This is a genomic window from Streptomyces sp. NPDC100445 (assembly GCF_044759735.1).
Lineage (GTDB): Bacteria > Actinomycetota > Actinomycetes > Streptomycetales > Streptomycetaceae > Streptomyces.
In genome coordinates this window covers 360462-386099 of record NZ_JBIVZV010000007.1, presented here as the reverse complement: position 1 = coordinate 386099, position 25638 = coordinate 360462, and the positions used below count along the sequence as shown (strand labels likewise).

At 73.7% G+C, this 25638-nt stretch carries 18 protein-coding genes; 10 read left to right on the top strand and 8 right to left on the bottom strand.

Going from position 1 to position 25638, the window contains the following annotated elements; genetic code table 11:
- The first annotated feature begins 52 nt into the window (after positions 1–52).
- The 6 genes from ACIQVT_RS19650 to ACIQVT_RS19625 all read left to right on the top strand — a co-directional run bounded on the left by ACIQVT_RS19650 (position 53) and on the right by ACIQVT_RS19625 (position 9883).
- Positions 53–760, top strand: coding sequence for an HAD-IA family hydrolase (locus ACIQVT_RS19650; RefSeq protein ID WP_403754874.1), 708 nt, complete (start codon positions 53–55; stop codon positions 758–760).
- A gap of 414 nt (positions 761–1174) precedes the next feature.
- Positions 1175–2401, top strand: a complete 1227-nt coding sequence (locus ACIQVT_RS19645) for a 3-deoxy-7-phosphoheptulonate synthase (RefSeq protein ID WP_403754871.1) — start codon at positions 1175–1177, stop codon at positions 2399–2401.
- A 212-nt stretch (positions 2402–2613) separates the two neighbouring features.
- Complete coding sequence (gene aroA / locus ACIQVT_RS19640) at positions 2614–5625, top strand: 3-phosphoshikimate 1-carboxyvinyltransferase (RefSeq protein WP_403754867.1); 3012 nt, start codon at positions 2614–2616, stop codon at positions 5623–5625.
- A 79-nt stretch (positions 5626–5704) separates the two neighbouring features.
- A complete protein-coding gene (locus ACIQVT_RS19635) occupies positions 5705–6874 on the top strand; it encodes an acyl-CoA dehydrogenase family protein (protein WP_403754864.1) in 1170 nt (389 codons plus the stop codon).
- Positions 6871–7722 carry an SDR family oxidoreductase gene (locus ACIQVT_RS19630; RefSeq protein WP_403754861.1) on the top strand — a complete coding sequence of 284 codons (852 nt, stop codon included), beginning with the start codon at positions 6871–6873 and terminating at the stop codon, positions 7720–7722. Before ACIQVT_RS19635 ends, ACIQVT_RS19630 begins: the two co-directional genes overlap by 4 nt.
- Positions 7723–7750: 28 nt before the next feature.
- The gene (locus ACIQVT_RS19625) at positions 7751–9883 is read left to right on the top strand and encodes an FAD-dependent oxidoreductase (RefSeq protein ID WP_403754858.1); all 2133 of its coding nucleotides are present in this window, start codon (positions 7751–7753) and stop codon (positions 9881–9883) included.
- Positions 9884–9945: 62 nt separating this feature from the next.
- Here ACIQVT_RS19625 and ACIQVT_RS19620 read toward each other — a convergent pair whose 3' ends face one another.
- Together ACIQVT_RS19620 and ACIQVT_RS19615 are read right to left on the bottom strand one after the other, a co-directional pair.
- Positions 9946–12735 (bottom strand): LuxR C-terminal-related transcriptional regulator, encoded by a 2790-nt coding sequence (locus ACIQVT_RS19620; protein WP_403754855.1) that lies wholly within the window; start codon positions 12733–12735, stop codon positions 9946–9948.
- Positions 12736–13906: 1171 nt separating this feature from the next.
- Complete coding sequence (locus ACIQVT_RS19615; protein ID WP_403754852.1) at positions 13907–14809, bottom strand: cytochrome ubiquinol oxidase subunit I; 903 nt, start codon at positions 14807–14809, stop codon at positions 13907–13909.
- A 404-nt stretch (positions 14810–15213) separates the two neighbouring features.
- On the opposite strand from ACIQVT_RS19615, the gene ACIQVT_RS19610 reads away from it, so the two are divergent.
- Positions 15214–17829, top strand: coding sequence for a LamG-like jellyroll fold domain-containing protein (locus ACIQVT_RS19610; protein WP_403754849.1), 2616 nt, complete (start codon positions 15214–15216; stop codon positions 17827–17829).
- An 80-nt stretch (positions 17830–17909) separates the two neighbouring features.
- Here the strand turns inward: ACIQVT_RS19610 and ACIQVT_RS19605 are convergent, their stop codons facing one another.
- Positions 17910–18776: an LLM class F420-dependent oxidoreductase gene (locus ACIQVT_RS19605; RefSeq protein WP_403754845.1), complete on the bottom strand. Its 867-nt coding sequence runs from the start codon at positions 18774–18776 to the stop codon at positions 17910–17912.
- A gap of 87 nt (positions 18777–18863) precedes the next feature.
- Positions 18864–19466: a dihydrofolate reductase family protein gene (locus tag ACIQVT_RS19600; RefSeq protein ID WP_403754842.1), complete on the bottom strand. Its 603-nt coding sequence runs from the start codon at positions 19464–19466 to the stop codon at positions 18864–18866.
- Between the two features lie 267 nt (positions 19467–19733).
- On the opposite strand from ACIQVT_RS19600, the gene sigK reads away from it, so the two are divergent.
- Together sigK and ACIQVT_RS19590 are read left to right on the top strand one after the other, a co-directional pair.
- Entirely contained in the window at positions 19734–20321 is a 588-nt protein-coding gene (gene sigK / locus ACIQVT_RS19595; RefSeq protein WP_403754839.1) for an ECF RNA polymerase sigma factor SigK, read from the top strand.
- Entirely contained in the window at positions 20318–21067 is a 750-nt protein-coding gene (locus tag ACIQVT_RS19590) for an anti-sigma factor domain-containing protein (protein WP_403754836.1), read from the top strand. The genes sigK and ACIQVT_RS19590 overlap by 4 nt, the downstream gene beginning before the upstream one ends.
- Positions 21068–21194: 127 nt before the next feature.
- On the opposite strand, the gene ACIQVT_RS19585 is transcribed toward ACIQVT_RS19590, so the two are convergent.
- Both ACIQVT_RS19585 and ACIQVT_RS19580 read right to left on the bottom strand, forming a co-directional pair.
- Positions 21195–21854: a fasciclin domain-containing protein gene (locus tag ACIQVT_RS19585; protein ID WP_403754833.1), complete on the bottom strand. Its 660-nt coding sequence runs from the start codon at positions 21852–21854 to the stop codon at positions 21195–21197.
- Between the two features lie 107 nt (positions 21855–21961).
- Positions 21962–23593, bottom strand: coding sequence for a molybdopterin-dependent oxidoreductase (locus ACIQVT_RS19580; protein ID WP_403754830.1), 1632 nt, complete (start codon positions 23591–23593; stop codon positions 21962–21964).
- Between the two features lie 469 nt (positions 23594–24062).
- On the opposite strand from ACIQVT_RS19580, the gene ACIQVT_RS19575 reads away from it, so the two are divergent.
- Positions 24063–24521, top strand: coding sequence for a Crp/Fnr family transcriptional regulator (locus ACIQVT_RS19575; protein ID WP_403754827.1), 459 nt, complete (start codon positions 24063–24065; stop codon positions 24519–24521).
- A 70-nt stretch (positions 24522–24591) separates the two neighbouring features.
- Here the strand turns inward: ACIQVT_RS19575 and ACIQVT_RS19570 are convergent, their stop codons facing one another.
- Together ACIQVT_RS19570 and ACIQVT_RS19565 are read right to left on the bottom strand one after the other, a co-directional pair.
- A complete protein-coding gene (locus ACIQVT_RS19570; RefSeq protein ID WP_403754824.1) occupies positions 24592–24984 on the bottom strand; it encodes a hypothetical protein in 393 nt (130 codons plus the stop codon).
- A gap of 187 nt (positions 24985–25171) precedes the next feature.
- Positions 25172–25627, bottom strand: coding sequence for a pyridoxamine 5'-phosphate oxidase family protein (locus ACIQVT_RS19565; RefSeq protein WP_403754821.1), 456 nt, complete (start codon positions 25625–25627; stop codon positions 25172–25174).
- Positions 25628–25638: the final 11 nt, after the last annotated feature.

The window sequence follows — 25638 nt, the reverse complement described above, 5'->3', positions numbered from 1 at the left end:
GCAACGGCCCGTCGCCGCCCCGCCGTCCCACGAGAGAGAGCGCCACAGCGCCATGGACAGTCTTGTCACCAGTCAGGACCACGCCGCCACCGGCACCCGCGCCCACCGGGCGGGGCCCGTCGGCGCGGTCGTCTTCGACCTCGACGGGGTGCTCGTCGACAGCTTCGCCGTGATGCGCGAGGCGTTCCGGACCGCCCACGCGGAGGTGGTGGGGCACGGCGAGCCGCCGTTCGAGGAGTACGAGCGTCACCTGGGCCGCTACTTCCCCGACATCATGCGGATCATGGGCCTGCCGCTGGAGATGGAGGCCCCGTTCGTCCGTGAGAGCTACCGGCTGGCACACCTCGTCACGGTCTTCGACGGCGTGCCGGAGATGCTGAGGGAGCTGCGGGCGCACGGGATCGGGCTCGCCGTGGCCACCGGCAAGAGCGGTCCGCGGGCCCGGTCGCTCCTGGAACAGCTCGGTCTGCTCGACCTGTTCACCGTCGTCATCGGCTCCGACGAGGTGGCGCGCCCCAAGCCGGCACCGGACATCGTGCTCAAGGCCCTCGACGTGCTCGGCTCCGACCCGGCGCGGACGGTCATGATCGGCGACGCGGTCACCGATCTCGCCAGCGCGCGGGGCGCCGGTGTCGCCGCGATCGCCGCCCTGTGGGGCGAGGGCGACGACGAGACCCTCCTGGCCGAGCACCCCGACGTCGTCCTGCGCGCCCCCTCGGAGCTGCTGGGGGTGTGCGTCGGCCCGTCGCGCACCCCCTGACCGACCGGTCCCCCGAAGACCCCGCCCACCAGGGCGGGGTCTTCGCGTTTCCCGCCGGCCCGACTGCCCGGGACGGGCCGGGGCCCGAGGCTCACCTGGACAGCACACCTAGGGGGGACGTAGGGGATCCCCAGGGGATTGGGGCGGCGGCTACATCGGTGAGAGGGTCGGACAGAGCCATTCGCGGGGCGCCGGACTTCCGACCGGGCCGTCGCGAGGAAAGGGTTCCGGCCCCCTGGGAATCACCGCTCCACCACCCGGGGGCGGAGCTCCGGTGGCGTGCACCGGCGGGGGTCACCGACCGTCCGTTCCCGGCCCGTCGCGGCGCCCGGCAGAGGCTGCCGAAGGGCCTTCGAGGACCGTCCGCCCATGAGCGCAGTCATATCCCGACCGACCTTTCACCGGAGACCCGACGTGGGAAAAGCCGTCACGGAATTGCGCAAGCCGGCCGAGCAGCAACCCGAGTGGGACGACCCGTCACAGGTGCGGCGCATCCGCGAGGTGCTGGCCGGCCGCCCGCCGCTGGTCGAGGTGGCGGACGTGCGTCGGCTGCGGGCCTCGCTGGCCCGGGTGGCCCGCGGTGAGACGCTGGTGATCCAGGCCGGGGACTGCGCCGAGGACCCGGGCGAGTGCGGCGCGGAGCACGTGGGACGCAAGTCCGCCGTGCTCGCCCTGCTCGCCGGGACCCTGGAGGCGGCCACCGGCAAGCCGGTCCTGCGGGTCGGGCGCATCGCGGGGCAGTTCGCCAAGCCCCGCTCGAAGCCGGTGGAGCGGGTCGGTGACCTGGAACTGCCCGTCTACCGGGGGCACATGGTCAACGGCCCGGAGCCCGACCCGGAGAGCCGCCGGCACGACCCGGTGCGCATCCTGACCGCCTACATGGCGGCGAGCGACGCCATGCGGCACCTGGGGTGGCGCGGCCCGGCGGTCCACGGTGCCGGGCCCCGGGTGTGGACGAGCCACGAGGCGCTCGTCCTGGACTACGAACTGCCCCTGATCCGGGACCTGGGCGACGGGCGCCGCTGGCTCGGCTCCACCCACTGGCCGTGGATCGGCGAGCGGACCCGCCGGCTCGACGGCGCTCACGTCGACCTGGTCGCCGGCGTCGTCAACCCCGTCGCCGTCAAGGTGGGCCCCACCACCACCGCCCAGGAGGTCACCGCCCTGTGCGAGCGGCTCGACCCGCTGCGGGAGCCGGGCCGGCTGACCCTCATCGTCCGTATGGGTGCCGACGTGGTCACCGACCGGCTGCCCGCGCTGGTCGAGGCGGTCCGGCTGGCCGGGCATCCGGTGATCTGGCTCAGCGACCCCATGCACGGCAACACGGTCGCCGCCCCGGGCGGCCACAAGACACGCCTGCTGGGCACCCTGGCCCGGGAGATCCGCGGCTTCCGCCAGGCCGTGGCCGCCGCCGGCGGTGTGGCGGGCGGGCTCCATCTGGAGACCACGCCCGACGACGTGCTGGAGTGCGTCACGGACCTGTCCGCGCTCGACGGACCGGCCGTCCGGCGGACCAGCCTGTGCGACCCGCGCCTCAACACCGAGCAGGCGGTCGCGCTGATCTCCGCCTGGTCCGGCCCGGAGGCGCCCGCGGCCCGGGACCTCTCCGAGGCGCGGCTGCCCCGGGCCCGGCAGCGATGACCACGCGGCCGAAGACCCGGATCCCCATGGCGTTTCCCCCACCGGCGCGGCGAGTCACTGATTCTGCGGTTATGTCATCGGCCACGGCAGGTCGGCTTCCGGTTCTCGCGCCCGCGTGTCCGGCGTTCCCGCGCCGGGGCGCGGCGCGTGACCGAAGCGGTTCCCTTTCCTGTTCCGGCCACCTGTCCACGGTCAGGGAGTAGCGGGTCCCCATGCATCTTCTGGTCAACGGAATCCGGCGCCGGGTCACCGGTGAGATTCTCGTCCCGAACTCGAAGTACCACGCGCACCGCGCGCTGATCCTCGCCTCGCTGGCCGACGGCGTCAGCCTCGTCCACGGGCTGTCCGACGCCCGGCACGTCGGGTACACCGTACGGCTGCTGCGCGACCTCGGCGTGCGCATCGCCAAGGACGGCGACACCTATGTGGTGCACGGTCTCGGCGGGCGCTACAGGCCGCGCCGGGACACCGTCTCCGCGGGCAGTTCCGGCACCACCCTCTACTTCATGATCGGCCTGGCCTCGCTGTCCGACCGTGCCGTGTCGGTGACCGGGCAGAAGTACTTCCGGCGGCGTCCGGTGGGCCCGCTGCTGCGCGCGCTCGAACAGCTGGGCGTCGGCCTGGAGTCGAAGGACGACTGCCCGCCCGTCCACGTGCGGGACCGGCTGCCCTCGGGAGGGCGGGTACGGATCGCGGGGACCCTGTCGCAGTGGATATCGGGTCTGATCCTGCTGGCGCCGTTCGCCACGGGGCCCACCACCATCGAGGTGGAGGGGGAACTGAACGAGCGCTCCTACCTGGAGCTGACCGTGGCGATGATGCGGCGGTTCGGCCTCAGGGTGACCGTGTCCGCGGACTGGCGGCGCTTCGACGTCGAAGGCGGCCAGCGGGCGCGCGCCGTCGAGCTGACCCTGCCGCCCGACATCGGTTCGGCCGCGTTCGGCATCGCGGCCGCCGCGCTGCACCCCTGCGACGTACTGCTGCGCGGCGTGACGTCCCTGCGGGGCGGGCCGGCCGACCACCCCGAGTTCCACTTCCTGGACATCGCGCGCTCCATGGGCGTACCGATGGAGGTGGACGAGGGAGCCGGCGGCCTGCGCATGCGACAGGACGCGCCGCGGCTGACGGCGGTCGACGTCGACTGCCGCGACGTGCCGGACATGCTGCCGATCCTGTCCACGCTGGGCACGTTCGCGGACGGCGAGTCGGTGTTCCGCAACATCGCGCACACCCGGCTCAAGGAGTCCGACCGCGCCGCGGCCATGCTCCAGCTCAACGCCATGGGCGGCCGCCTGGAGCTGTCGGCCGACGAGTTACGGGTGCGGGGCGTTGAGGGGCTGGCCGGCACGAGGCTGTCGTCGTTCAACGACCACCGGGTCCTGATGTCGCTGGCCGTAGCGTCGTCCCGGGCGCGCGGCAGTTCGACGCTGACCTATCCGAACGCGTACCGCATCTCCTACCCGACGTTCCTCGACGCGATGAACACCCTCGGTGTCCCGATGTCGGTGGAGAGCGGCCCGGTGGGTCCCGCCGGGGCGGGCGGGCGCGCCGCACGTCCGGGGCGCGGGGCCGGCGACCCGGAGGCGGAGTCGCGGATCACGCTGACGGAGCGGCTGCGCCGGCACGCCGCCGGCCGGCCCGACGATACGGCGGTGGTGGACGTACGCTCCGACCACGACGAGGTGGTCACCTGGCGCGAGCTGGCGGACCAGGTGGACCGCGCGGCGGCCCTGCTGCTGCGTCTCGGGGTGCGGCCCGGCGAGCACGTGGCCTACCAGCTGCCGAACCGCGTCGAGTTCGTGGTGCTGTCGCTGGCGGCGCTGCGCGTCGGGGCGGTGTGCTGTCCCGTCATCCCGTTCTTCCGGGAACGCGAGGTCGGGTTCGTGCTCCGGCGGTCCCGGGCCCGGGTGCTGGTGGTGGCGGACCGGCACCGCTCGCGCAGGCCCGCGCAGGAGGTGCTGGACCTGGTCGCCGAGGACGGCGCGGACACGCGCCTGGAGCACGTGGTGGTGCTGGCCGCGTCGGGCGGCGCCGCCCAGCTGCCCGAGACCTCCGTGCCCGGCACGACCGTGCACGACTGGCTGCGGGCCCTGGAGACGACCGAGACCGACCGCGCGGCGCTCGACGCGATCGTGCCGACGCCGGACATGACGGCGCAGCTGTTGTTCACGTCGGGCACCACCAGCGAGCCCAAGGGGGTCACCCAGCCCACGCGCAATCTGGTGCGGGCCGCCTCGATGGAGGTGCGGCACCTCGGGCTCGGTGCGCGGGACGCCGTCTGGGTGCCGTCGCCGCTCGCCCACCAGACGGGTTTCCTGTACGGCATGGTGCTGGCGCTCGTGCTGGGCGTGCCGCAGATCCTCCAGCCGGACTGGGACGCCAAGCGGGCGCTGCGCTCGCTCGACGAGCACCGGGCCACGTTCGTGCAGGCGGCGACGCCGTTCCTGTCCGACCTGGTCAAGGCGGTGGAGGAGAGCGGTGAGACACCGTGCCACCTGCGGATCTTCGTCGCGACGGGCGCGATGGTGCCGCGTGCTCTGGCCGAGCGGGCGGGGCAGGTCCTCGGCACGGAGGTGTGCGGGGCGTTCGGCACCACCGAGACGTGCCTGGGCGCCCTGTCGGCGCCCGGGGACGAGCCGCGGCAGCGCTGGGGCTCCGACGGCCGTGTGCTGGACGGCGTCGAGCTGCGGATCACGGACGACGAGGGGCGTGTCCTGCCCGCCGGTGAGGAGGGCAACTTCGAACTGCGCTCCCCCACGGTCTTCGACGGCTACCTCGACCGTCCCGACCTGACGGCGCAGGCGTTCACCGACGACGGCTGGTACCGCACGGGTGACCTGGCGACGATCGACGACGCCGGCTACCTGCGGATCACCGGCCGGGTGAAGGACGTGATCAACCGCGGCGGGGAGAAGATCCCCGTCGCGGAGATCGAGCAACTGCTGTTCGGGCACCCGCTGGTGGCGGACGTGGCCGTGGTGGCCATGCCGGACGAGCGGCTCGGCGAGCGCGCCTGCGCGTTCGTGGTGCCGGCCGGCGCGACCGGGCCGACGTTCGAGGAGATGCGGCGCCACCTGGACGGACACCAGGTGGCCAAGCAGTACTGGCCGGAGCGCCTGGTGCCGGTCGACGCGCTGCCGCGCAACCCGATCGGCAAGGTGAAGAAGTTCGAGCTGCGGGCCCTGGCCCGAGGGCTGCGGCCGCAGGACGAGGACACCGTCTGACACCCCGCCCGCCCCGCCGCGGCGACGGACGGGGCGGGCGGACACCACACCGCGACGAGGAAGAGGACAGAGGCAGCAGATGACGGACGAGGAGCGGTTCCACGCGTTGCGCGCCCAGGTGGAGCACTGGGTGGAAGGACCGGGCGAACGCTGGGCCGAACGCATCGAGGAGACCGGGGAGGTCCCCGATGAGTTGTGGGCCGAGCTGAACGGCCTGGGATTCCTGCGGCTGGCGGCCCCCGGGGAGTACGGCGGCCACGGCCTGGGTTTCACGCGCTGGATGGAGCTGATGGAGATCTTCTCCCGCTCGCACGGCTCCGTGCGCATGATCGTGCACGTCGTCAACGGCATCTGGCGGGCCATGGACGGCCACGCCGACGACGACCAGCGCAAGCGCTTCGTCATCCCCTCCGTCACCGGCGACATCAAGATCGCCTTCACGCTCACCGAGCCGGGCAACGGAACCGGCGCGGACATCACCACCTCCGTGGTCCGCGAGGGCGACACCTACCACCTGTCGGGGCGCAAGCACCTGATCACCTTCGGGGTGCGCTGCGACTACTACCTGCTGGCCGCCCGGGTCGCGGGCAGCACCGGTCACGCGGGCACGGTGGCGCTGCTGGTGCCGCGCGACGCCCCGGGCGTCACCGTCGAGGACACCTCCCGCACGATGGGGGTCACGGGCACCGAGCACGCGTCGCTGACCTTCGACCGCACCCCGGTGCCGGTGGACCACCGGCTCGGCGCGGAGGGCGAGGGCCTGGAGGTGTTCCTCGGCGGGTTCCTCACCCCGTCGCGGATCTCCGTGGCGATGAGCTGCGTCGGACTCGCCCAGCGCGCCCAGCAGCTGGCCGTCGGGTACGCCCGGGACCGGGTGACCTTCGGCAAGTCGCTCACCCAGCGCCAGGCCATCCAGTTCATGCTGGCCGAGAACGCGGCGGACATCGAGGCCGCCCGGCAGCTGACCCTGCACGCCGCCCGCCGCTTCGAGGAGGGCGCCGACGACGCGTCGATGCAGTCGTCGATGGCGAAGATGCACGCGGTGACGATGCTGACGACCGTCACCGACAAGGCGCTCCAGGTGCACGGCGGGCTCGGTTACTGGAAGTCGCAGAAGATCGAGCGGGTCTACCGCGACGCCCGTGCGCAGCGTTTCGAGGAAGGCACCAACGAGGTGCAGAAGGCAGTGGTCTTCCGCGAGTTGCTCCAGCGCGCCGCGGCCCGTGACGGGGAAGGGACGATCCGATGAACGACCGGCGGGACGAAGCGGACCGGCAGCCGTCGGAACGCGAGCGGGTGTCGCTGATCACCGGCGCCTCGCGCGGCATCGGCCGCGCCCTGGCCCTCACCCTCGCCCGGCAGGGCGGCACCGTGGTGGTCAACTACAAGAAGAACGCCGACCTGGCGCAGAAGACGGTCACGGACATCGAGGAGGCCGGCGGCCGCGGCTTCGCCGTCCGGGCGGACATCGAGACCACCGAGGGCGTCACTGCGCTCTTCGACGAGGTGGCGCGGCGCTGCGGGCGGCTCGACCACTTCGTCTCCAACGCGGCGGCGAGCGCGTTCAAGAACATCGTCGACCTCGGCCCGCACCACCTGGACCGCTCGTACGCGATGAACCTGCGGCCGTTCGTGCTGGGGGCGCAGCAGGCCGTACGGCTGATGGACGACGGCGGGCGGATCGTCGCGCTGTCCTCCTACGGTTCGATCCGCGCCTACCCCACGTACGCGATGCTCGGCGGCATGAAGGCCGCCGTCGAGTCGTGGGTGCGGTACATGGCGGTGGAGTTCGCCCCGTACGGCATCAACGTCAACGCGGTCAACGGCGGACTCATCGACTCCGACTCGCTGGAGTTCTTCTACGGCATCGAGGGCATGCCGCCCATGCGGAGCGTCCTGGACCGCATCCCCGCGCGCCGTCCGGGCACCGTGCGGGAGATGGCCGACACCATCGCCTTCCTCCTCGGTGACGGGGCCGGCTACATCACCGGGCAGACCCTCGTGGTCGACGGCGGGCTCAGCGTCGTGGCGCCGCCGTTCTTCGCGGAGGCGGGCGACGCGCTCGCGCTGCCGCCCCGGCCGGTCCGCGACGTCTGAGCCGAGTCAGCGAGGAGGGGGACCGCGGGTGTTCGATCATGTCTTCAGGCCCTGCGACATCGGCGGTCTCACCGTGCCGCACCGCATCGTCATGGGCGCCATGCACCTGAACCTGGAGACCCTGGACGACGGTGGTGCGGCCCTGGCCGCCTTCTACACGGAGCGCGTGCACGGTGGCGCCGGGCTGATCGTCACCGGCGGCACCGCCGTGAACCGGGAGGCTGCCGGCGGACCCGGCTACGGCGTCATCGACGACGCGGGCCACCGGTCCGCGCTGCGCCGGGCGGCCCGCGCGGTGCACGACGCCGGCGGCCTCATCGCCCTCCAGCTCTTCCACGCCGGGCGGTACGCGCTGCCCGGCGGGGACGGCGGTGCGCCGCTCGCGCCGTCCGCCGTGTACAGCCGGTTCTCCCGTGCGGTGCCGCGGGAGATGACCGGGGAGCGGATCACCGCGACCACGGCCGACTTCGCGCGGGCCGCGGCGACCGCCCGCGAGCTCGGCTTCGACGCCGTGGAGGTGATGGGCTCCGAGGGCTACCTGCTGAACCAGTTCACCGCACCGCTCACCAACCGGCGTGAGGACGGCTGGGGCGGTGACGCCGAGGGGCGCCGCCGGCTGCCCGTGGAGGTGCTGCGGGCCGTACGGGCGGCGGTGGGTCCGGGGTTCCCGGTGCTGTTCCGGATGTCGGGCGCCGACCTCGTCGCCGACGGCACCCCGTGGCAGGAGACGGCCGCGCTGGCCGTCGCGCTCGCCGGGGCCGGTGCCGACGCGCTCGCGGTGGGCGTCGGCTGGCACGAGTCGCCGGTGCCGACCGTGCAGGCCCAGGTGCCGCCGGGGACCTGGGCCGGGTACGCCGAGGGGGTCAAGCGGGCGCTGCGGGAGGCGGGCCACGGCGGGCTGCCCGTCATCGCCTCCAACCGGTTCAACCAGGTCGCGCAGGCGGAGGAGGCGCTGGCCAGGGGTGACATCGACCTGGTGGCCATGGCCCGGCCGTTCCTCGCGGACGCGGCCGTCGTCGCCAAGTCCCGCGCCGGCCGCGCCGCGTCGGTGGACCTCTGCGTCGCCTGCAACGAGGCCTGCATCGACCGGTCGTTCGGCACCGAGCGGGTGTCCTGCCTGGTCAACCCGCGGGCCGGGCACGAGCGCGAGTTCCCCCGCCCGCCGGCCCGCCGCCCGACCCCCCGCCGGGGCCGGTACGCGGTGATCGGGGCGGGACTCGCCGGGCTGGAGGCCGCCCGCACCCTGGCGGGGCTCGGGCAGGAGGTCGAGGTGTACGAGGCGGCCGACGAGCCCGGCGGCCAGTTCCGGATGGCCGCCCGGGTGCCGGGCAAGGCGGACTTCGGCGAGACCGTACGGCGGCGGGTCCGGGAGTTGGCCGAGCTGCGCGTGCCCGTACGTCTGGGCCACCGCGTCGGGGTCCGGGACGTGCCCGCGTTGCGCGCCCTGGACGGTGTCGTGGTCGCCACCGGGGTCCGTCCCCGCCGGACGCGGTTGCCCGGCCACACCCTGCCGCACGTCCTGGACTACGCCCGGGCGTTCGCCGACCCCGACGCGCTCGGCCCGCGGGTCGCCGTCATCGGTGGCGGCGGGATCGCCGTCGACCTGGCCCACCTCCTCACCGAGCCCTCCCTCGCCGCCCCTACCCCGGAGGAGTTCCTCGCCTCCCACGCCGTCGTGATGCCGTTCCGGGCGGCCCCGGCCGGCGCGGCGGACGCGGTGGACGGCCCGCCGGCCCCCGGGTCCCGCCAGGTCACGGTCATGCGACGCGGCGGCAGGATCGGCGCCGGCATCGGTCCATCCACCCGGTGGGTGGTGATGGAGCGGCTGCGCGCGGCCGGGGTGTGTCTGCTCACCGGCGTCGCGTACCAGGAGATCACCCGTGACGGTGTGATCGTCGTCGGTGCCGAGGGCGACCGGCGGCTCGTCGCCGCCGACCACGTGGTCCTCGCCACCGGCCAGGAGAGCGAACGGGACGTCGCCGCCGTACTGCGGCGGGCCGGCGTCCCCTTCGAGACCGCTGGCGGCGCCGCCGGCACGGACGGCCTCGACGCGGTGCGCGCCACCGCGCAGGGGCTGCGTGCCGCTCACCGCGTCGTCCGGGACGCGGCGCTCCCGGAGGGGCGGCGCGCACTGCCGTCGCCCGGGCGGCCGCGGCGGTGACCGCCGGGCCGCGCGCCGGACGAGCGGGAGTCGCCCGGTGCGGACCGGCCGGCGCCGGTGGGTCAGCCGGCGTCGCTGCGCAGGTAGCCCGGCAGGCTCTGCCGGTTCTTGACGGCCAGCTTGCGGTAGACACGTGTCAGGTGTTGCTCCACGGTGCTGGGGGTGATGAACAGCTTCTCCGCGATCTCACGGTTGGTGTAGCCCTTGACCGCCATCGAGGCGATCCGCCGCTCGGAGTTGGTGAGCGACGCGAGGGCCGTCGTCCCTTCCGCGTCCTCCGCCGGCCGCGCCTCGCCGCTCATGTCCGGCAGCAGTTCCTGGCACAACGGTTCCGCCTTGCACAGGTGCGCCACGTGCCAGGCCCGCCGTACGACCACCCGTGCCCGGCGGTGCTTGCCCAGCGCGTGGTGGGCCCGGCCCAGGTCGGAGAGGGTCCGGGCCAGTTCGTAGTAGCAGTCGGCCCCCTCCAGGATGTCGGCCGCCTCGCCGAGCAGCCGGGGGCGCTGCCCCAGCGAGCTGAACACCGCCATCAGCCGCAGCGCGAGGGCCCGGCTGACGGCGTCCTCCGGTCCGGGGATGGCCAGTTGGTCCTTGACCAGGCGCTTGGCGCGGTCCCGGTTGCCCTGGAGCAGCCACGCCTCGGCCGCGCTGGTCCGCCACGGCACGATGCCGGGCAGGTCCAGGCCCCACTTGCGCATGAGTTCCCCGCACGACAGGAAGTCCCCGAGCGCGGCTCGCGTACGGTCGGTGGCGAGGTAGTAGTGCCCGCGCGCGTGCAGGTAGTGCAACCCGTACCGGCTCTGGAACATGTCGTCGGGGACGCTGCGGGTGACCAGCGCGGTGGCCTCGTCGAACTCGCCCATGCGGGAGTGGGCCAGGATCAGGGTGCCCAGGGGCAGCCCGACGGCGGTGCCCCAGCCCTGGGCCGGTATGTGCTCCAGGGCCGACCTGGCGCGTTTCACGGCCTCGGGGAACTCGCCCCGGCGCAGCCGGATCTCCGCCTCGGCCGCGTCGAAGACGCCCTGCCACGTCGGGGGGGCGGACCCGGTGCGGCGCTCGGCCAGGCCGCGGCACCGGTCGGCGGCCTCGCCGAGCCGGCCGCTGTACACCAGCGACATCAGCGCCAGGAGGGTGGCCTCCTCGGCCCAGGGGGCATGGTGGTCGAGGTCGAGCTGCCCGAGTGCGTGCGAGGCCCATTCCTGGGTCTCGCCGCCGCGCCTGCGGATGAGCCCGCCGGAGAGCGCGCCGATCGTCTGGAGCCAGAAGGTCCTGCCCCGGGTGGTCGGCGCCCCCTCCGGGCCGACCGGCGCGGCCCCGACCGGCACCCGTCCCGCGAGCGGCGGGTAGGTGCAGGCGAGCCAGAGTTCCATGTCGTGCAGCTCGGCCGGTACCTCCGGGGCGCCGGGCGGGGCCGGGACGGTGGCGGACTGCTGCCGTACCGCCCGGGTGCGCAGCAGTGCGAGCACCTCCGTGGCCTCGTGCGCGCGGTTGAGCCACAGCAGTTGCCGTACGAGGAGGATCGCCTCGTAGTGGTCCAGCCGGCCGGCGCGCGCCGCTTCCGTGAGGGCCATGAGGTGCCGCAGCGACGCCAGGGGGTTGAGCTGCCATTCGGCCTGGGCGAGCTTGGCCTGGATCGTCGAGCGGTCCTCCTCGCTGGTGCAGGACCGCTGGGCCGAGTCCAGGTACCGCACGGCCCGGTGCACCTCGTCGTGGAGCAGTGCCTCGGAGGCCGCCTCCAGCAGCGCGCGCAGCGCCCACGGCTCCGGTATCCGGCCGGCCTCGGCCAGGTGCGGGGCGATGTCGGCCGCGGGGGCGCCCTGCCCGCGCAGCAGTCCCGCGGCCCGGTGGTGCAGTTCCGCGCGGTCCGGGGCGAGCAGGTCGTCCAGCACGGTGCGCGGGGCCAGGGCGTGCCGGAAACGGTCGAGTCGCAGCAGTCCGGCCTCCGTCATGGAGCGCAGGGCCCGCTCCACGGTCGCGACGTCCGTGTCGACCAGCGTCCCCAGCTCCTTCGGCGAGGCGTCGTCGCCGTAGACCGCCATGGCGCGCGCCACCCGCAGCGTCTCGGGTCCGCCGCGGTACAGGCAGGCCAGCAGCGCCCGGCCGTAGCCCTGCTGGCGCACCTGGCCGTACAGCCGCTCGTCGTTGATCAACGCGTCGAGCAGCAGCGGGTTGCCCCCGCTGTACTCGGTGAAGCCCTCGCACAGCCTCCGGGCCGCCTTCTCGCCGAGACGCGAGGCGATGACCGCCCGGGTGCCCTCCGGTGAGAGCGGCGCGAGCCGTGTGGAGACGAAGCAGGACTGGCGCAGGAGTTCGGCGTGGAACGGCGAGTGGGTGCGGCGGGGCTCGGCGAGTTCGGTGAGGACCATCAGCAGGGGCGCCGAACTCATCCGGCGGACCAGGTGCAGCAGGCACTGCTGCGACGCCACGTCCATGTGGTTGATGTCGTCGACGCACACCACGAGCGGGGTGGTGGCGGCCAGCTCGGTGATCGGCGGGAAGAGGTCGTACAGGATGGTGGCCCTGTGCTGCTCCACGGCCTCACGCATGTCCTCGGCGCGGGCCGACTCCATGAGGCCCCGCAGCACGGGCGCCACGCGTTTGCGCACGTCCGCCGGCAGCGACGGGCTGTCGAACAGCTGACGGAGGATGCCGAACGGCAGGTCCCGCTCCTCGGGCGAGCAGACGGCGTGCAGCAGGGTCGCGCCGGCCGACAGGACCCGGTCGGTCACCGCGCGCAGGTACTCGGTCTTGCCCACGCCCACGGTTCCCTCGAGCAGGAGCACCTGCCCGGTCATGCGCTGGGGATCGGCCAGCCACGCCCGCACCGGCGCGATCTGCTCCTCGCGTTCCATCAGCACGGGGTCCCACGACGGATCGGGGCCGGGATCGACGGCCGGACCGTCCGACGACCGTCCCGGGGTTAAGGACTCCGCTGCTGTCGCCTCCAGGACAGCGCCGCCGGCAGGGCGGCCTTCTCCTCGCGTCACATCTCCCCCCGCGCCGTATCCGGGCTGTCGACACACCCACACAACACCGAAATGAGGATCATGAATCCAATATAGCCAGAGCTTCTGTCCGGCCCGTTGTCGCAATTTCCCTGCACGGCCGTCACCCAGAGACAATGAGTTCACACCGAACGTGGAGCCGCGCCCCTCGGGGCGACGAGCGGACGGCAACTCGTCCGCGATATCCACGACATCGACGGTTAAGTTTCGGACGATGTTTCGTCAGCTCCGCGACGCTGCGGAAGACAGGGGTACGAAAAGATCTTTGAATGACCGGAACCTACGCAGCAAGCCGAATTTCGGCCACGCCTTCCCCTCCCACCTGCCCGTCCGGCCCGTCGAACCCGTGTCCCACCATTCTTACGCAGCGCGTGCCTTCCTCTCTCGAACAATTCCGAGTCGATCAAAAGCGGATCGACGACACGGCGTCTCGTCGACGCCGCCAACACCCCGCGAGAGGCCGCCGGTTCGCTTGTGCATCAAGTTTTTGTCAGGTCTTGGCGGCGTGTTGTCGAGCCCCCCGGTCCGCACCCGCCGCAAACCGGCACAGACATGCTCGTCGGCCACGACGGCTGAGCGACATGGCCGGAATCTCCTGCCGCTGTCCGCTCGCGGACGACTCACGGCCAGATCTCTGCCCAACTGCGCGGCGTCTAAGACCCCGAGGTGTCGAAGACCACTTTTCCACGACCTTCGGCGAGGCCGTCGGCGGCAGCACCGGAGCCCGGCCCGCCGCCTCGGCGCGTCCGCCGCGCCCGGGGCCCGGGCCCCGCCCCGCCCGGCGTCCACCCGCCTCCCCGACCGTGTGACCTGCGGGGCGGCGGGAGGCACGGCCCGGCCGTGACGGCTCGGGCCCGACACCGGCCGGCCCGGCCCGCGCATCCGGGCAGCCGGCCTCCGCCGGGCGGGGTGGGACGGCACCGCCTGCGCCGGCCGCCCCGCGAGCACCACCGGACCCTCGCGGTACCGTACTTCCGGCCTTTCTCCCCCGCGCCGGGGACGGCGTCCGGCCGAGGGCTCAGCGCGGCTGCCGGTGGCTGTTCCACGGGGTCTCCGCGCGCTGGAAGGTCGCGTAGAGCAGCCACAGGGCGGGGACCAGCAGCAGCGCGCCACAGGCGCGCGCGATCAGACAGGCGGAGAGGACGGCCGGCTGGGAGGCGCTCCGGGCGACCGTGAGACTGCCGACGAGCATGGCCGGGTACTGGGCGACGCCCCAGGACCACAGGATCGCCGCCACCGCCGGCGCGGCTGCCGCGCGCGCCGCCAGATAGCGCCGGGTCGCCAGCAGTCCGAGTCCCGCCACGCCGCTGACCGCGCTGAGCACCACGAGCGGCAGGGCCCGGTGCGTGAGGCCGTGGAACAGCTCCGGGGCGTCCGCGTGCGGCACGGCCGTGCCGGCCAGCGCCACGGCGCCGCTCGTCGAGACCGGTGACGACCGCCCGCCGGGCGAAGGTCCGGGCCAGCTCCGGGTCCCCCTCGCGGGCCACGTCCGCGCACAGGTAGACGGCGGCGAGGTGGGCGCAGGTGAGCACGGCGAGGACGAGCACGGATGTCGGGGCAGGGAGAGCCCGTCGGGCACCTCCAGGCCGTACTCCAGGTCGTACTCCAGGCCGTTCTTGCCCGCGACGCCGCCGACGGTCAGCGGGATGTGCGAACCGGTGCGGTAGACGCCCTCGATCGCGGCGAGCTTTGCGGGCCGGTAGTCGGCCAGGAACCGGGCCGCCCAGTCGCCGGCCGGGATCTGGAAGGGGGCCGCCACCGCGCCCAGGACGAAGGGGATCGCGAATCCGGCCCGGTGGTAGTGGTCCCGGCAGCCCCGCAGCAGGGCGACCGCGTGGACGGAGGCGGTGAGGAACGACGCCACCATGAAGGCGGCCGGGATCATGTGCACCGTCTGCGGCGGGCTCGCCGGGTTGAGCATCGCCGCCCAGGGGTCGACACGGACGACCGTCCCGCGAGCCGCGCGACCCGCACGGCGGTGTCCAGGGTGGAGCGCGCGGGGTCGACCGCCAGGTCGTAGGTCTCCCCGGTGCCTCCGGCACCGGTCACGGTCCTCAGCGTTCTGGGCTGCTCCACGCTCATGCGCCCTCCTTCTCGCGTGCGTCGGTGACTCGGGCGGAGCGGACGTCCGGGTGCGTATGACAACTCCTTGTCAGTCATGTGTACGGAGGGCTGTTGACGGACTCCGCGGACACCCTAAGATCCTGCTGCTCGAAGTACCGATCGCTGTTCGAAATCACGGACGAGGTCAGCTGACAGCTCGGACAGGCTGCCCCGTTCCCGCCGGTACGCCCCACAACGGTCTGTCACAAAGGAATGAGCCGCATGCCTTCATCAGCCGGAGTGCCACGCAGAACCGTCCTCGGTGTCCTGGGCGCCGCCTCCCTCACCGCGACCTTCGCCGCCGCTCCCGCCCGGGCCGCCGGGCCCCCCGGCATCGCCGCGCGCGCCGCCGCCGCGGACCTCCCCGCCGCGGCCGTCCACTGGACCTTCGACGAGGGCTCCGGCACGTCCGCCGCCGACTCCTCCGGCCACGGCCGCACCGCGACGCTCCAGGGCGCGGCCGGCTGGGGCACCGGCAGGGCCGGCACCCACAGCCTGGACCTCACGGCGGGCGGCAGCGCCACGGCGTCCGGGCCGGCCCTCGACACCTCCGCGGCGTTCTCCGTGGCCGCCTGGGTCAACCTGGCCCGGCCCGGCGGCTACCAGACGGCCGTCAGCATCGACGGCAAGGCCGTCAGCTCCTTCTACCTGGGGCTGCGCGACGACACCGGCACCCTGGCCTTCGCCCGGCTCCCCTCGGACGCCGCCCAGAACGCCGCGGTGGCGGCGGCCGCCTCGGCGCCGGCCACCGGCACCTGGACCCACCTGGCCGGCGTCAGCGACCCCGCCGCCGGGGTCATCCGCCTCTACGTCGACGGCGTACTGGAGGGGGAGACCGCCTGTCCCGCGGGCTGGGCCGGCGGCGGCGACACCGCGATCGGCCGCGGCCTCTACGGCGGTGGGCACGTCGACCAGTGGCACGGCCTGATCGACGACGTACGGCTGTTCCCGGCCGTCCTCACCTCCGGCCAGATCGCCGCGCTGGCCGGGGTCCCCGTGGAGAACACCACACCGCTGCTGAGCGTGGACGTCGCCAACCCCGCGCACGCCGTGTCCCCGATCCTCCCCGGCCTGATGTTCGAGGACATCAACCACTCCGGTGAGGGCGGCATCTACGCCGAACTGGTGCAGAACCGCTCGATGATGGCCGACGCCACCTCGCCCGTCCACTGGTCCGCCGTCGGTGGCACGACCCTCGCGCTGGACCGGACCACCCCGCTCAACGCCGCGCTCGACCGCTCCCTCAAGGTGGTGCTGCCGGGCGGCACCGGTGCCGGACACCGGGCGGGCGTCGCCAACGACGGCTTCTGGGGCATACCCGTGCGGCCCCGGACCACCTACACCGCCCGGCTGTTCGCCAAGGCGTCGCGACACCTCGGCCCCCTCACGGTGGCCGTCGAGTCCGCGGACGGGGCGACGGTCTACGCGTCCGCCCGTGTGCCGCACATCGGCACCGACTTCCCCGGCCGCCCGTTCGAACTGACCCTGCGCACCGGTTCCCGCACGCCGGTGGACGGCGACGCGAGGCTCACCGTCACCACGGCGGACCCCGCCGCGGCGGGTGAGACCCTGTGGCTCCAGCACGTGTCGCTCTTCCCGCCCACCTACCGCGACCGTCCCAACGGCCTGCGCGTCGACCTGATGGAGAGACTGGTCGCGCTGAAGCCGAAGTTCCTGCGCCTGCCCGGCGGCAACTACCTGGAGGGCGACACCGTCGCCACACGGTTCGACTGGAAGCACACCATCGGTCCGGTCTGGGAGCGCCCCGGCCACGCCGACGACGCCTGGGGCTACTGGTCCACCGACGGCCTGGGGCTCCTCGAATACCTTCAGTGGGCCGAGGACATGCACGCCCAGCCGGTCCTCGCCGTCTACGCCGGCTACTCGCTGAGCGGCGAACACGTCACCGGCGACGCCCTGCGGCCCTTCGTCCAGGACGCGCTCGACGAGATCGAGTACGTCACCGGTCCCGTCACCAGCACCTGGGGCGCACGACGCGCCGCCGACGGGCATCCGGAGCCGTTCCCGCTGGAGTTCGTGGAGATCGGCAACGAGGACTTCTTCGACTCCTCCGGGTCGTACGAGGAGCGGTTCGCGGCCTTCCACGACGCGATCAAGGCCAAGTACCCGCGGCTGAAGCTGATCGCCACGACGTCCGTGACGAGCCGGACCCCGGACCTGATCGACGAGCACTACTACCTGGCGCCGTCCGCCGCCCAGGCCTCCACCCACAAGTACGACAACCGGGACCGCGCCTCGACGAAGGTGTTCGTCGGGGAGTGGGCCGCGCAGGAGGGCCGCCCCACGCCCGACCTCGACGCGGCACTCGGCGACGCCGCCTGGCTGGCCGGCCTGATCCGCAACTCCGACCAGGTCCTCATGGAGTGCTACGCGCCGCTCTTCTCCCACGTCGAGAACAACGTCTGGGCCACCAACCTGATCGCCTACGACAACCTGACCAGCTACGTGTCACCGAGCTACTGGGCCCAGCACATGCTGACCAGCAGGCTGGGCGACACGGTGTTGCCGGCCACCGCACGGGCGCTGCCCGGCCTCGCCGCCGTGGCCACCCGCAAGGGGAAGCGGCTCTACCTCGCCGTCGTCAACTGCCGTACGGAAGAGATGAGTCTGCCGATCGAACTGGCGGGACTCGCCAAGGGGGTCAGGAAGCACGCCACCGCGACGGTCCTCACCGGCCCCTCGCGCGACACGACCAACACGCTGACGGACCCCGACGTGCTGGTGCCCCGGACGACCACCGTGACCGGCGCGGCAGCGTCCTTCACCCGCGTCGTGCCGCCCCTCTCGGTCACCGTGCTGGAACTGATCCTGACCTGACCGGTCCGGCCTGACCGGTCACCGCGCGCCGCCCCGGCCGCCGGCATCCCGGCCTGGATCCGCCCCGGCCGACCCGGCCGTCACCCGGGGCGGATCCAGGTACGGGCGAGGTCCGCGACCCAGGCCGCCGCCGCGTCGGGCGCGGCCGGAGGCGCGCCTACGACGACCAGTTCGGTGACGCCCGCCGCGTCGAGTCCGGGGAGGTGTTCCGGGTCGCCGTCGCTGAGCGCGACGGCGACGGTGAGCTCCTCCGGCGCGCGACCGTGGCGGACGCACTCGTCGGCGAGGACCGCGATGCGCGCCGGCACCTCGGCCACCGGGACGCCGAAGCCGTACCAGCCGTCGGCGAACGTGACCGCGCGGCGCAGGGCGGCGTCGCCGTTGCCGCCGACCACGACCGGGAGCCGGCCACCGCGCGACGGCTTCGGGTTGACCCGGATCGCGTCGAACCGGGTGAACTCTCCCGCGAAGGAGGCCGGGTCCCGCGTCCGCAGGGTGCGCAGCACGGCGAGGTGCTCCTCCGTGCGCCGTCCACGCCCGGCGAAGGGGACACCGAGGGCCGCGAACTCCTCGGCGGACCAGCCGATCCCCACGCCGAGGGCGAACCGTCCGCCGGAGAGCACGTCGAGGGTGGCGGCCTGCTTGGCGACCAGGACCGGGTTGTGCTCGGGCAGCAGGAGGATGCCGGTGGCGAGTTCGATGCGGCTGGTGACGGCCGCATCGAACGTCAGGGCGAGCATCGGGTCCAGCCAGTCCGCGTCCGGGGCCACGGCGATCCGGCCGTCCGGCGAGTACGGGTAGCGGGAGACGGGCGCGTCCACGAGCACCACGTGCTCGCCGCACCACAGCCTCGCGAACCCACACGCCTCCGCCGCGGCGGCCACCGCGCGGATCACCTCCGGGCGAGCACCGACACCGATACCTAGCGCGTGCAGACCCACTCGCATCCCGCACCTCCAAGCGCCACCCTAGGGTCATGAAGATCTTGGTGAGGGGAACGCTCGCGCCGTGGCGACATGCGCGCCCGGCCCGGATCACCGGCCGGCCCTCCCCCGGGTGCGCGGGCGAGCCGGCTGACGTACGACGCGGTGGCGCAGGTGGACGACTCCCGAACCGAAGGCGCGGGTCTCGACGAGTTCCAGGTCCACCCGCCGCTCGTCGCGGGGGAAGAACGGGATGCCGCCGCCGACCAGCACCGGGTGGACCCTGGTCCGGTACTCGTCGATCAGGCCCGCCGCGGCGACCTCGGCGGCCAGGGTCGCGCCGCCGATCGCGATGTCGCCCTCCCCCGGCTCGGCGCGCAACCGCTCGATCTCCTGTGCCGGGTCACCGGAGGCCAGACGGGCGTTGCCCCGCACCGACGACAGCGTGGTGGAGAACACCACCTTCGGGAGCGGCTTCCACAGCGCGGTCCACTCGCGCATCGGGGCGTCGAGCGACGGGTCCTGGTCGGCGGTCTCCCAGTACAGCATCGTCTCGTACAACCGTCGCCCCATCAGGTGGACGCCGACGCCTCGGATCTCGTCGGTGACGAAGCGGAAGAGTTCCTCGTCGGGCGCCGTCCAGTCGAAGCCGCCGTCCGGCCCGACGATGTAGCCGTCGAGCGACACGCCCATCGAATAGGTCACGCTGCGCATCGGAGGTCCTCCTCGGTCACGGGTTCGCGACACTACGACCGCCGGACACCGCGGAACTCATCGCCGCTCGCGGGACCGCACGGTCCCCGCCCACCCGGCTCCCCGGCACGTCCGGTGGCGCCGGCCACCCCCGGCGTGATGAGAAGCTGGTCGGGGCGGACGCGGGGCGCCGCCCGCCACCTCACCTCCGCGCGACCAATCCGCGGCCGACCCGGACCCGGATTACCCGGGGCTGTTCCGCCTCGCCGCGCCCATGGGAGAGCCATTGTGAAGGAACCTGTACATATCGGCGCCAGTAGTCCGACCGCCCGGCCCGATCTCCAGCAGCTGGTCCACGAGGTGGCGCTGGGTGACCAGGAGGCCTTCGCCGCGCTCTACGACGCCGTGGCCGGCTCCGTCCTCGGCGTCGCCCGGGCGGTCCTGCGCGACCAGGCCCAGTCGGAGGAGGTGGCACAGGACGTGCTGGTGGAGGTGTGGCGCACGGCCCCGCGCTACCGGCCCGACCGCGGCACGGCGATCAACTGGATCCTGACCCTCGCGCATCGGCGGGCGGTCGACCGGGTCCGGTCGGTGGAGGCTGCGGCGGCCCGTGACACCAAGGCCGCCCTGCTCGACCATCGGCCCGCCTACGACGAGGTGACCGAGCAGGTCGAGAGCCGACTGGAACGGGAGCAGGTGCGGCGCTGCCTGCGCACCCTGACCGAACTACAGCGGCAGTCGGTCACCCTCGCGTACTACCGCGGCCTGACCTACCGGGAGGTCGCCGAAGCGCTGGCGCTGCCGCTCGGCACGGTCAAGACCCGCCTGCGCGACGGACTCATCCGGCTCCGCGACTGCCTGGGGGTGACCGCATGACCACGATCGACCCGCACACCCTGACCGGCGCCTACGCGGTGCACGCACTGCACGGCGAGGAGCGCGCCGCCTTCGAACGCCACCTGGCCGGGTGCGCCGCCTGCGCGCAGGAGGTCGCCGAGTTCACGGCCACCGCCGGGCGACTGGCCCTCGCCGCCACGGTGCCCACCCGCCCGGTCATGCGGGAGCACGTACTGCGGCGCGTCGGCACCGTACGCCAGGTCTCCCCCGGCATCGCCCCCCTCCAGGAGGTACGCCGCGGCGTGCGGCGCGGACGGAGCCTGGCCCGGTGGTCGCTGGCCGCCGCCGTGGCCGTCGCGGCCGCTCTCGGCGGTACCGCGGTGTGGCAGTACGAGCGCGCGCAGGACGCCCAGCACCGGGCGGCGCGGGCGGAGCGGCACGCCGAGGACGTGGCGGCAGTGCTGGCCGCGCCCGACGCCAGGTCCCGGTCGGCGCGGATGGCCGGTGGCGCGGGCACGCTGGTGGTCTCCGCCGGGCGTGACCGGGCCGTGTTCGTGGCGTCCGGGATGGCCGCACCGCCGCGCGGCAAGGTGTACCAGCTGTGGTTCGCCGACGGCGGGAGGATGCGCCCGGCCGGCCTGCTGGACGCCGGCCGCTCCAGCCAGGCCGTGCTCATGCGCGGTGCGGTCGACGGCGCCTCGGGCATCGGTGTCACGGTGGAACCGGCCGGCGGATCGAAGCGGCCCACCTCGGCACCGATCGCCCTGCTCGGCGTGCCGGCCTGAGTGGGCGCGTGGGGGCCCACCGATCGGCGGGCCCCCACGCGGCCGTCCGTCCCGCACGGTCGAACGGCGACAGCGCGGTGCCGGCGCACGGCCTTCCAGGGCCGCGTGCCGGCACCGCGCACGGGTGTCAGCTCTTGGGCATGAGGACGGTGTCGATGATGTAGACGTCGGCGTTGGCGGTCCTGACGTTGCCGCAGACCACCTTGGCGGTGTCGTCGACGGTGTAGGACTCGCCCGAGCCGGACGTCGTCACCCTGGACTTCTCCAGCGTGGTGAAGGAGCCGTTCTCCAGGTCCTTCGGTGTCAGTTTCCGGCCGACGACGTGGTGGGTGAGGATCTTCGTGAGGGTCGCCTTGTCGTCGAGGACCTTGGCCAGGGCGGCCTTCGGGATCTTCTTGAAGGCGTCGTCGGTGGGTGCGAACACGGTGATGTCCTGTGCGTTGTTGAGGGTGTCGACCAGGCCCGCCTTCTTGACCGCCGCCACCAGGGTGGAGAGCGCCGGGTTGTGCGAAGCCGCGGTGGCGACCGGGTCCTTGGCCATGCCGTCGAAGGAGCCGGCGCCGTTGCGCGGCACGGCGGAACAGGCCGGACCGAACGGCTGGTTCACGCTCTCGGCGCCGCTGTTCGAGCCGTCCACGTCGTTGCCGGCGGTCGCCGTGGCCGACGACTTGTCCGACGCGTCGGACTTCCCCGAGTCACCGCTGTCACCGGAGCAGGCGGTCAGGGCCAGGGGCAGGACGGCGGCAGCGGCGAGAAGGCCGGCGGTACGACGGATACGGTTGTTCATCTCGTTCTCCTGAGGGGACGGCGCAGCGCCGATGCGGCTGCGTGCGGGGCGTTGCGGGAAGGTGGTTCGGGTAGGTCCGGGGGCCGTTGTGGTGGCGCGGTGGGTGATCACTCGACGGTCACGACGACGGAGTGCCGGCCGGCGGCGCCGTCGGGGATCGTGCGGGTCCGTCTGCCGGTCTGCACCGCGCCGGTCCGGTCGGTGGCGCGGACGGTGAGGGTGTGGCTCCCCTTGGTGGCCTGCCAGGGGAAGGACCACTGGCGCCAGGTGTCGCGGGTGTCCTCGGCGGCCAGGTGCGCCTGTCGCCAGGGGCCGTCGTCGACACGGACCTCGACCGCGTCGATCCCCCGGTGCTGGGCCCAGGCGACACCGGCGACCATCACCGTGCCGGCCCCGAACCGGGCGAAGGGCCCCGGCGTGTCGATGCGCGACCCCGTCTTGACCGGGGCCCGGGGGGCCCAGCCGCGCCTGACCCAGTAGGGGTCGTAGGAGTCGAAGGTGGTCAGCTCGATGTCCTGGATCCACTTGCAGGCCGAGACGAATCCGTACAGCCCCGGGACCACCATCCGCACCGGGAAACCGTGGGCGAAGGGCAGCGGTTCACCGTTCATGCCGAGGGCGAGCATCGCGTCACGGCCGTCCATGACGTCCTCGACCGGGGTGCCGATCGTCATGCCGTCCACCGACCGGGACACCAACTGGTCCGCCGGGCCCCCGCGGGACGGCGGCTCGACCCCGCACTGAGCGAGCAGGTCGGCCAGTCGTACGCCGGTCCAGCGGGCGTTCCCCACGTACGGGCCGCCGACCTCGTCGGAGACGCAGGTCAGCGTGATGTCCCGCTCGATCAGCTCCCGGCGCAGCAGGTCGTCGTAGGAGAGGACCACCGGACGGCCGACGCCCTTGCCGTGGAGGCGCAGCCGCCAGGTGGTGGCGTCCACCTTGGGCACCACGAGCGCGGTGTCCACCCGGTAGAACCGGTCGTTCGGGGTCAGGAAGGGACTGAGGCCGGCCACGCGCGGCGCGGCCCTCCCGGGCACCGGTTTCGCCGGTGACCCCGGACTCGGCAGGACGACCCTCTCGCGTGACGCGACCGCGTCCCGGCCGTGTGCGGCGTTCAGTGACCGGCCGACCGCGCCCACCGCGGCGGAGGCCGCCGCGGCCGACGCGGCCGCCACGATGAAGCCTCTCCGGTCCCGGTCCTCGCGGCCGGGCGGGCCGTCCGTGGCCTCCCCGGTGGCGGCTTCGTCCGCCGGGGCCGGGGGCCGCCTCCCCGCGGTCAGGCAGCCGACGAGCAGGTACAGGAGCGAGGCCCCGGCGACGGCTCCCACGACGGCGGGCAGTGCGTCGGTGACAGAGGTGGAGTCGGGACGGCTGACGGCGGCCGCCGCCCCCACGCCCCCGAAGAGGAGGAACCCGGCGGCCCCCACCCGCCGCGCCCGCACCGCCGACATGCCCGACGCCACTGCCAGCAGCGCCAGTACGGCGAGGATGCCGAGCTGGAGCACGAGCTTGTCGTCGGTGCCGAAGTGACGGATCGCCCAGTCCTTGACCGGAGCGGGCGTCGCGTCGATGGACGCGCCGCCCACCGCGATGACCGGGCTGGCCTGCGGACGCACCGCCGCCGAGGCCAGTTCGGCCACCGCCAGCGCGGCGAAGCCGGCCAGCGCCCCGCTCAGCGCCCCCAGCGCCGGCCGTGACCGACCCGGCCGTACCCGCGGTTCCTTCTCCTCGTTCCTCACGCGGGGAATCCGGTTCTGCGCCACCGCGCGGATTGGTCTCACACCTGATCAGGTGAGAAGAGTTCCGGGACCAATCCTCCCCACATTCCGCAACGGATTACCCAGTTGACCGCCGACGACCACCACCCCCGGGCGCTCCACCCTCGCCCCGCACCGCGAACCCGCTGGTGCCCACCGGCGCCCGAGCCACCACGGTCCCGGGCGGGCGGCACACCCTCCGGGTGCGGATGACGGGTGAGCACGACGGACCGTCGCAGGTGTCGTTCGTCGCCGTCGGCCGCGCGGAGGTGTGGGTGGACCGGCGGCGGCCGGGTGGCCCGGAGGTGGTCCTCGGTGGGGCCGACCGGCCCTTCGAGGGTGCCGAGTGGCCCGTGGTGTCCGGGGCAGGCCGGGCGGAGGCTGGAGTCGGCGACAGCCGCCCGCACCTCTCGGCCGGAGAGCGGCCGCCCGAACGGAAGGAGTCGGTCCGATGACCTCCACCACCACCCTGACGGCGGCGCTCCCGGTCGATCATCGCGAGCGGCTGATGCGGCTCGCGCGCGAGGTCTCCTTCCCCGTGGACACCCGCCTGTTCGAGGAGGGCCGGCGCGCCGACCGCTTCTGGATCGTCCGGACCGGGACCGTCGCCCTGGACCTGCACGTGCCCGGCCGCCGCGCCGCCGTGGTCGAGACCCTCGGGCACGGCGAACTCCTCGGCTGGTCCTGGCACTACGCGCCCCGCACGTGGCAGTTGGGCGCCGGGACCACCAGTCCCGTGCGCGCCTGGGAGTTCGACGCGGAGGCCGTGCGGGACCTGTGCGCGGACGACGCCGAGTTCGGCCGCGCGGTCGCCACGTGGGTCGGCCGGGTGGTGGCCCACCGCCTGTACGCCGCGCGTGTCCGGCTCCTCGACCTCTACGCCCCGTACGGCAGCGGCTGCCCGTCGTGACCGTGTCGCCGCCCACCGCCCGGGCTCCCCATCGGTGGGCACCCGCCGGCACCCCTTGCCGTCCGGCGGCTCACCCGGCCACCGCGTCCTCGCAGCTCTCCAAGACCCTGACCACGCCGAAGACCACCGGGTGCCCGGTGATCCGCTGGTTCGGCCCCGGCTGCGAGGTGCAGATCTTCCACAGAGCGAGGTGGTCCACCGGACGGCCTCGTCCGCTCACGTCCTTGAAGGTCATCTCCAGCCCGGAGCGCATCTGTTCGCGTGCGCGCCCGGCGTTGCCGCCGATGACGTCCGGCATGGTGGCGGTGACCGGCGCCGAGTTCGCGGAGTGGCGCGTCACGGCGGGCCGGGAGGCGGTCGCGGTGCTCGCCGGGGCGCCCGGCGCGGACGACGCGCCGCAGGCGGTGACCGGGGCGAGGAGTGCGGCGGCGAGGGCGGGTGCCCAGAGCTTGGTGACGGTCAAGTCTCCCCCGGCGTGACGGCGGTGCGCTTCCTGGTGCGGCGGGCGTCCGATGACAAGGACACCGGCTCGGTGCGGTACCGCGTGGACGTGTCCTCCAGGGCACCGCCGACAGGAAGTACGGATCATAGCGGCGCCACCGTGCGCCGCCCGCCACCCACCGGATCGGACTCCCCCGCCGCCGGCCGTGTCACGGCTCGCGTTCCCACGGCCCGAGGTCCACTCCGTGGAGAGTCCGCCCGGCCACGAGTTCCTGCCCGGTGACCAGCTCGGCGTCGACGCGGACGAACACCTCCTCGACGGACGGCGCCCAGGAGCGCGGACCGGTCCGGGTCAGTCGTTCCCGCTCGGCGGGGTCGTCGACGACCGTCGCCCGGCCGGTGACCACGACGCTCCACCCCGCGGATCTCCCGGTGTCGATCTCGTCCGCCTCGAAGGCGACGACCGCTCCGTCGACCGCGCGGGCCAGCTCGGAGGCCGCCGAGGTGCGCAGCAGGACCGCGCCGTCGCCGTCGAGGCAGAAGTTCACCGGGAGCACCGCGGGCAGGGCGTGCCGGGTGTGCACGATGCGGCCGACCGGCACCTTCGCCAGCAGACGGAGGCACTCGTCGCGGTTCAGCTCGCGAAAACCGTCATTCGGATACATCGCCGGTCCGC

Coding starts and splice junctions, on each gene's coding strand:
- ACIQVT_RS19650 (WP_403754874.1), top strand. CDS start 53: ATGGACAGTCTTGTCACCAGTCAGGACCACGCCGCCACCGGCACCCGC.
- aroA (WP_403754867.1), top strand. CDS start 2,614: ATGCATCTTCTGGTCAACGGAATCCGGCGCCGGGTCACCGGTGAGATT.
- ACIQVT_RS19635 (WP_403754864.1), top strand. CDS start 5,705: ATGACGGACGAGGAGCGGTTCCACGCGTTGCGCGCCCAGGTGGAGCAC.
- ACIQVT_RS19630 (WP_403754861.1), top strand. CDS start 6,871: ATGAACGACCGGCGGGACGAAGCGGACCGGCAGCCGTCGGAACGCGAG.
- ACIQVT_RS19620 (WP_403754855.1), bottom strand. CDS start 12,735: ATGGAACGCGAGGAGCAGATCGCGCCGGTGCGGGCGTGGCTGGCCGAT.
- ACIQVT_RS19615 (WP_403754852.1), bottom strand. CDS start 14,809: ATGCTCAACCCGGCGAGCCCGCCGCAGACGGTGCACATGATCCCGGCC.
- ACIQVT_RS19610 (WP_403754849.1), top strand. CDS start 15,214: ATGCCTTCATCAGCCGGAGTGCCACGCAGAACCGTCCTCGGTGTCCTG.
- ACIQVT_RS19605 (WP_403754845.1), bottom strand. CDS start 18,776: ATGCGAGTGGGTCTGCACGCGCTAGGTATCGGTGTCGGTGCTCGCCCG.
- ACIQVT_RS19600 (WP_403754842.1), bottom strand. CDS start 19,466: ATGCGCAGCGTGACCTATTCGATGGGCGTGTCGCTCGACGGCTACATC.
- ACIQVT_RS19590 (WP_403754836.1), top strand. CDS start 20,318: ATGACCACGATCGACCCGCACACCCTGACCGGCGCCTACGCGGTGCAC.
- ACIQVT_RS19585 (WP_403754833.1), bottom strand. CDS start 21,854: ATGAACAACCGTATCCGTCGTACCGCCGGCCTTCTCGCCGCTGCCGCC.
- ACIQVT_RS19575 (WP_403754827.1), top strand. CDS start 24,063: ATGACCTCCACCACCACCCTGACGGCGGCGCTCCCGGTCGATCATCGC.
- ACIQVT_RS19565 (WP_403754821.1), bottom strand. CDS start 25,627: ATGTATCCGAATGACGGTTTTCGCGAGCTGAACCGCGACGAGTGCCTC.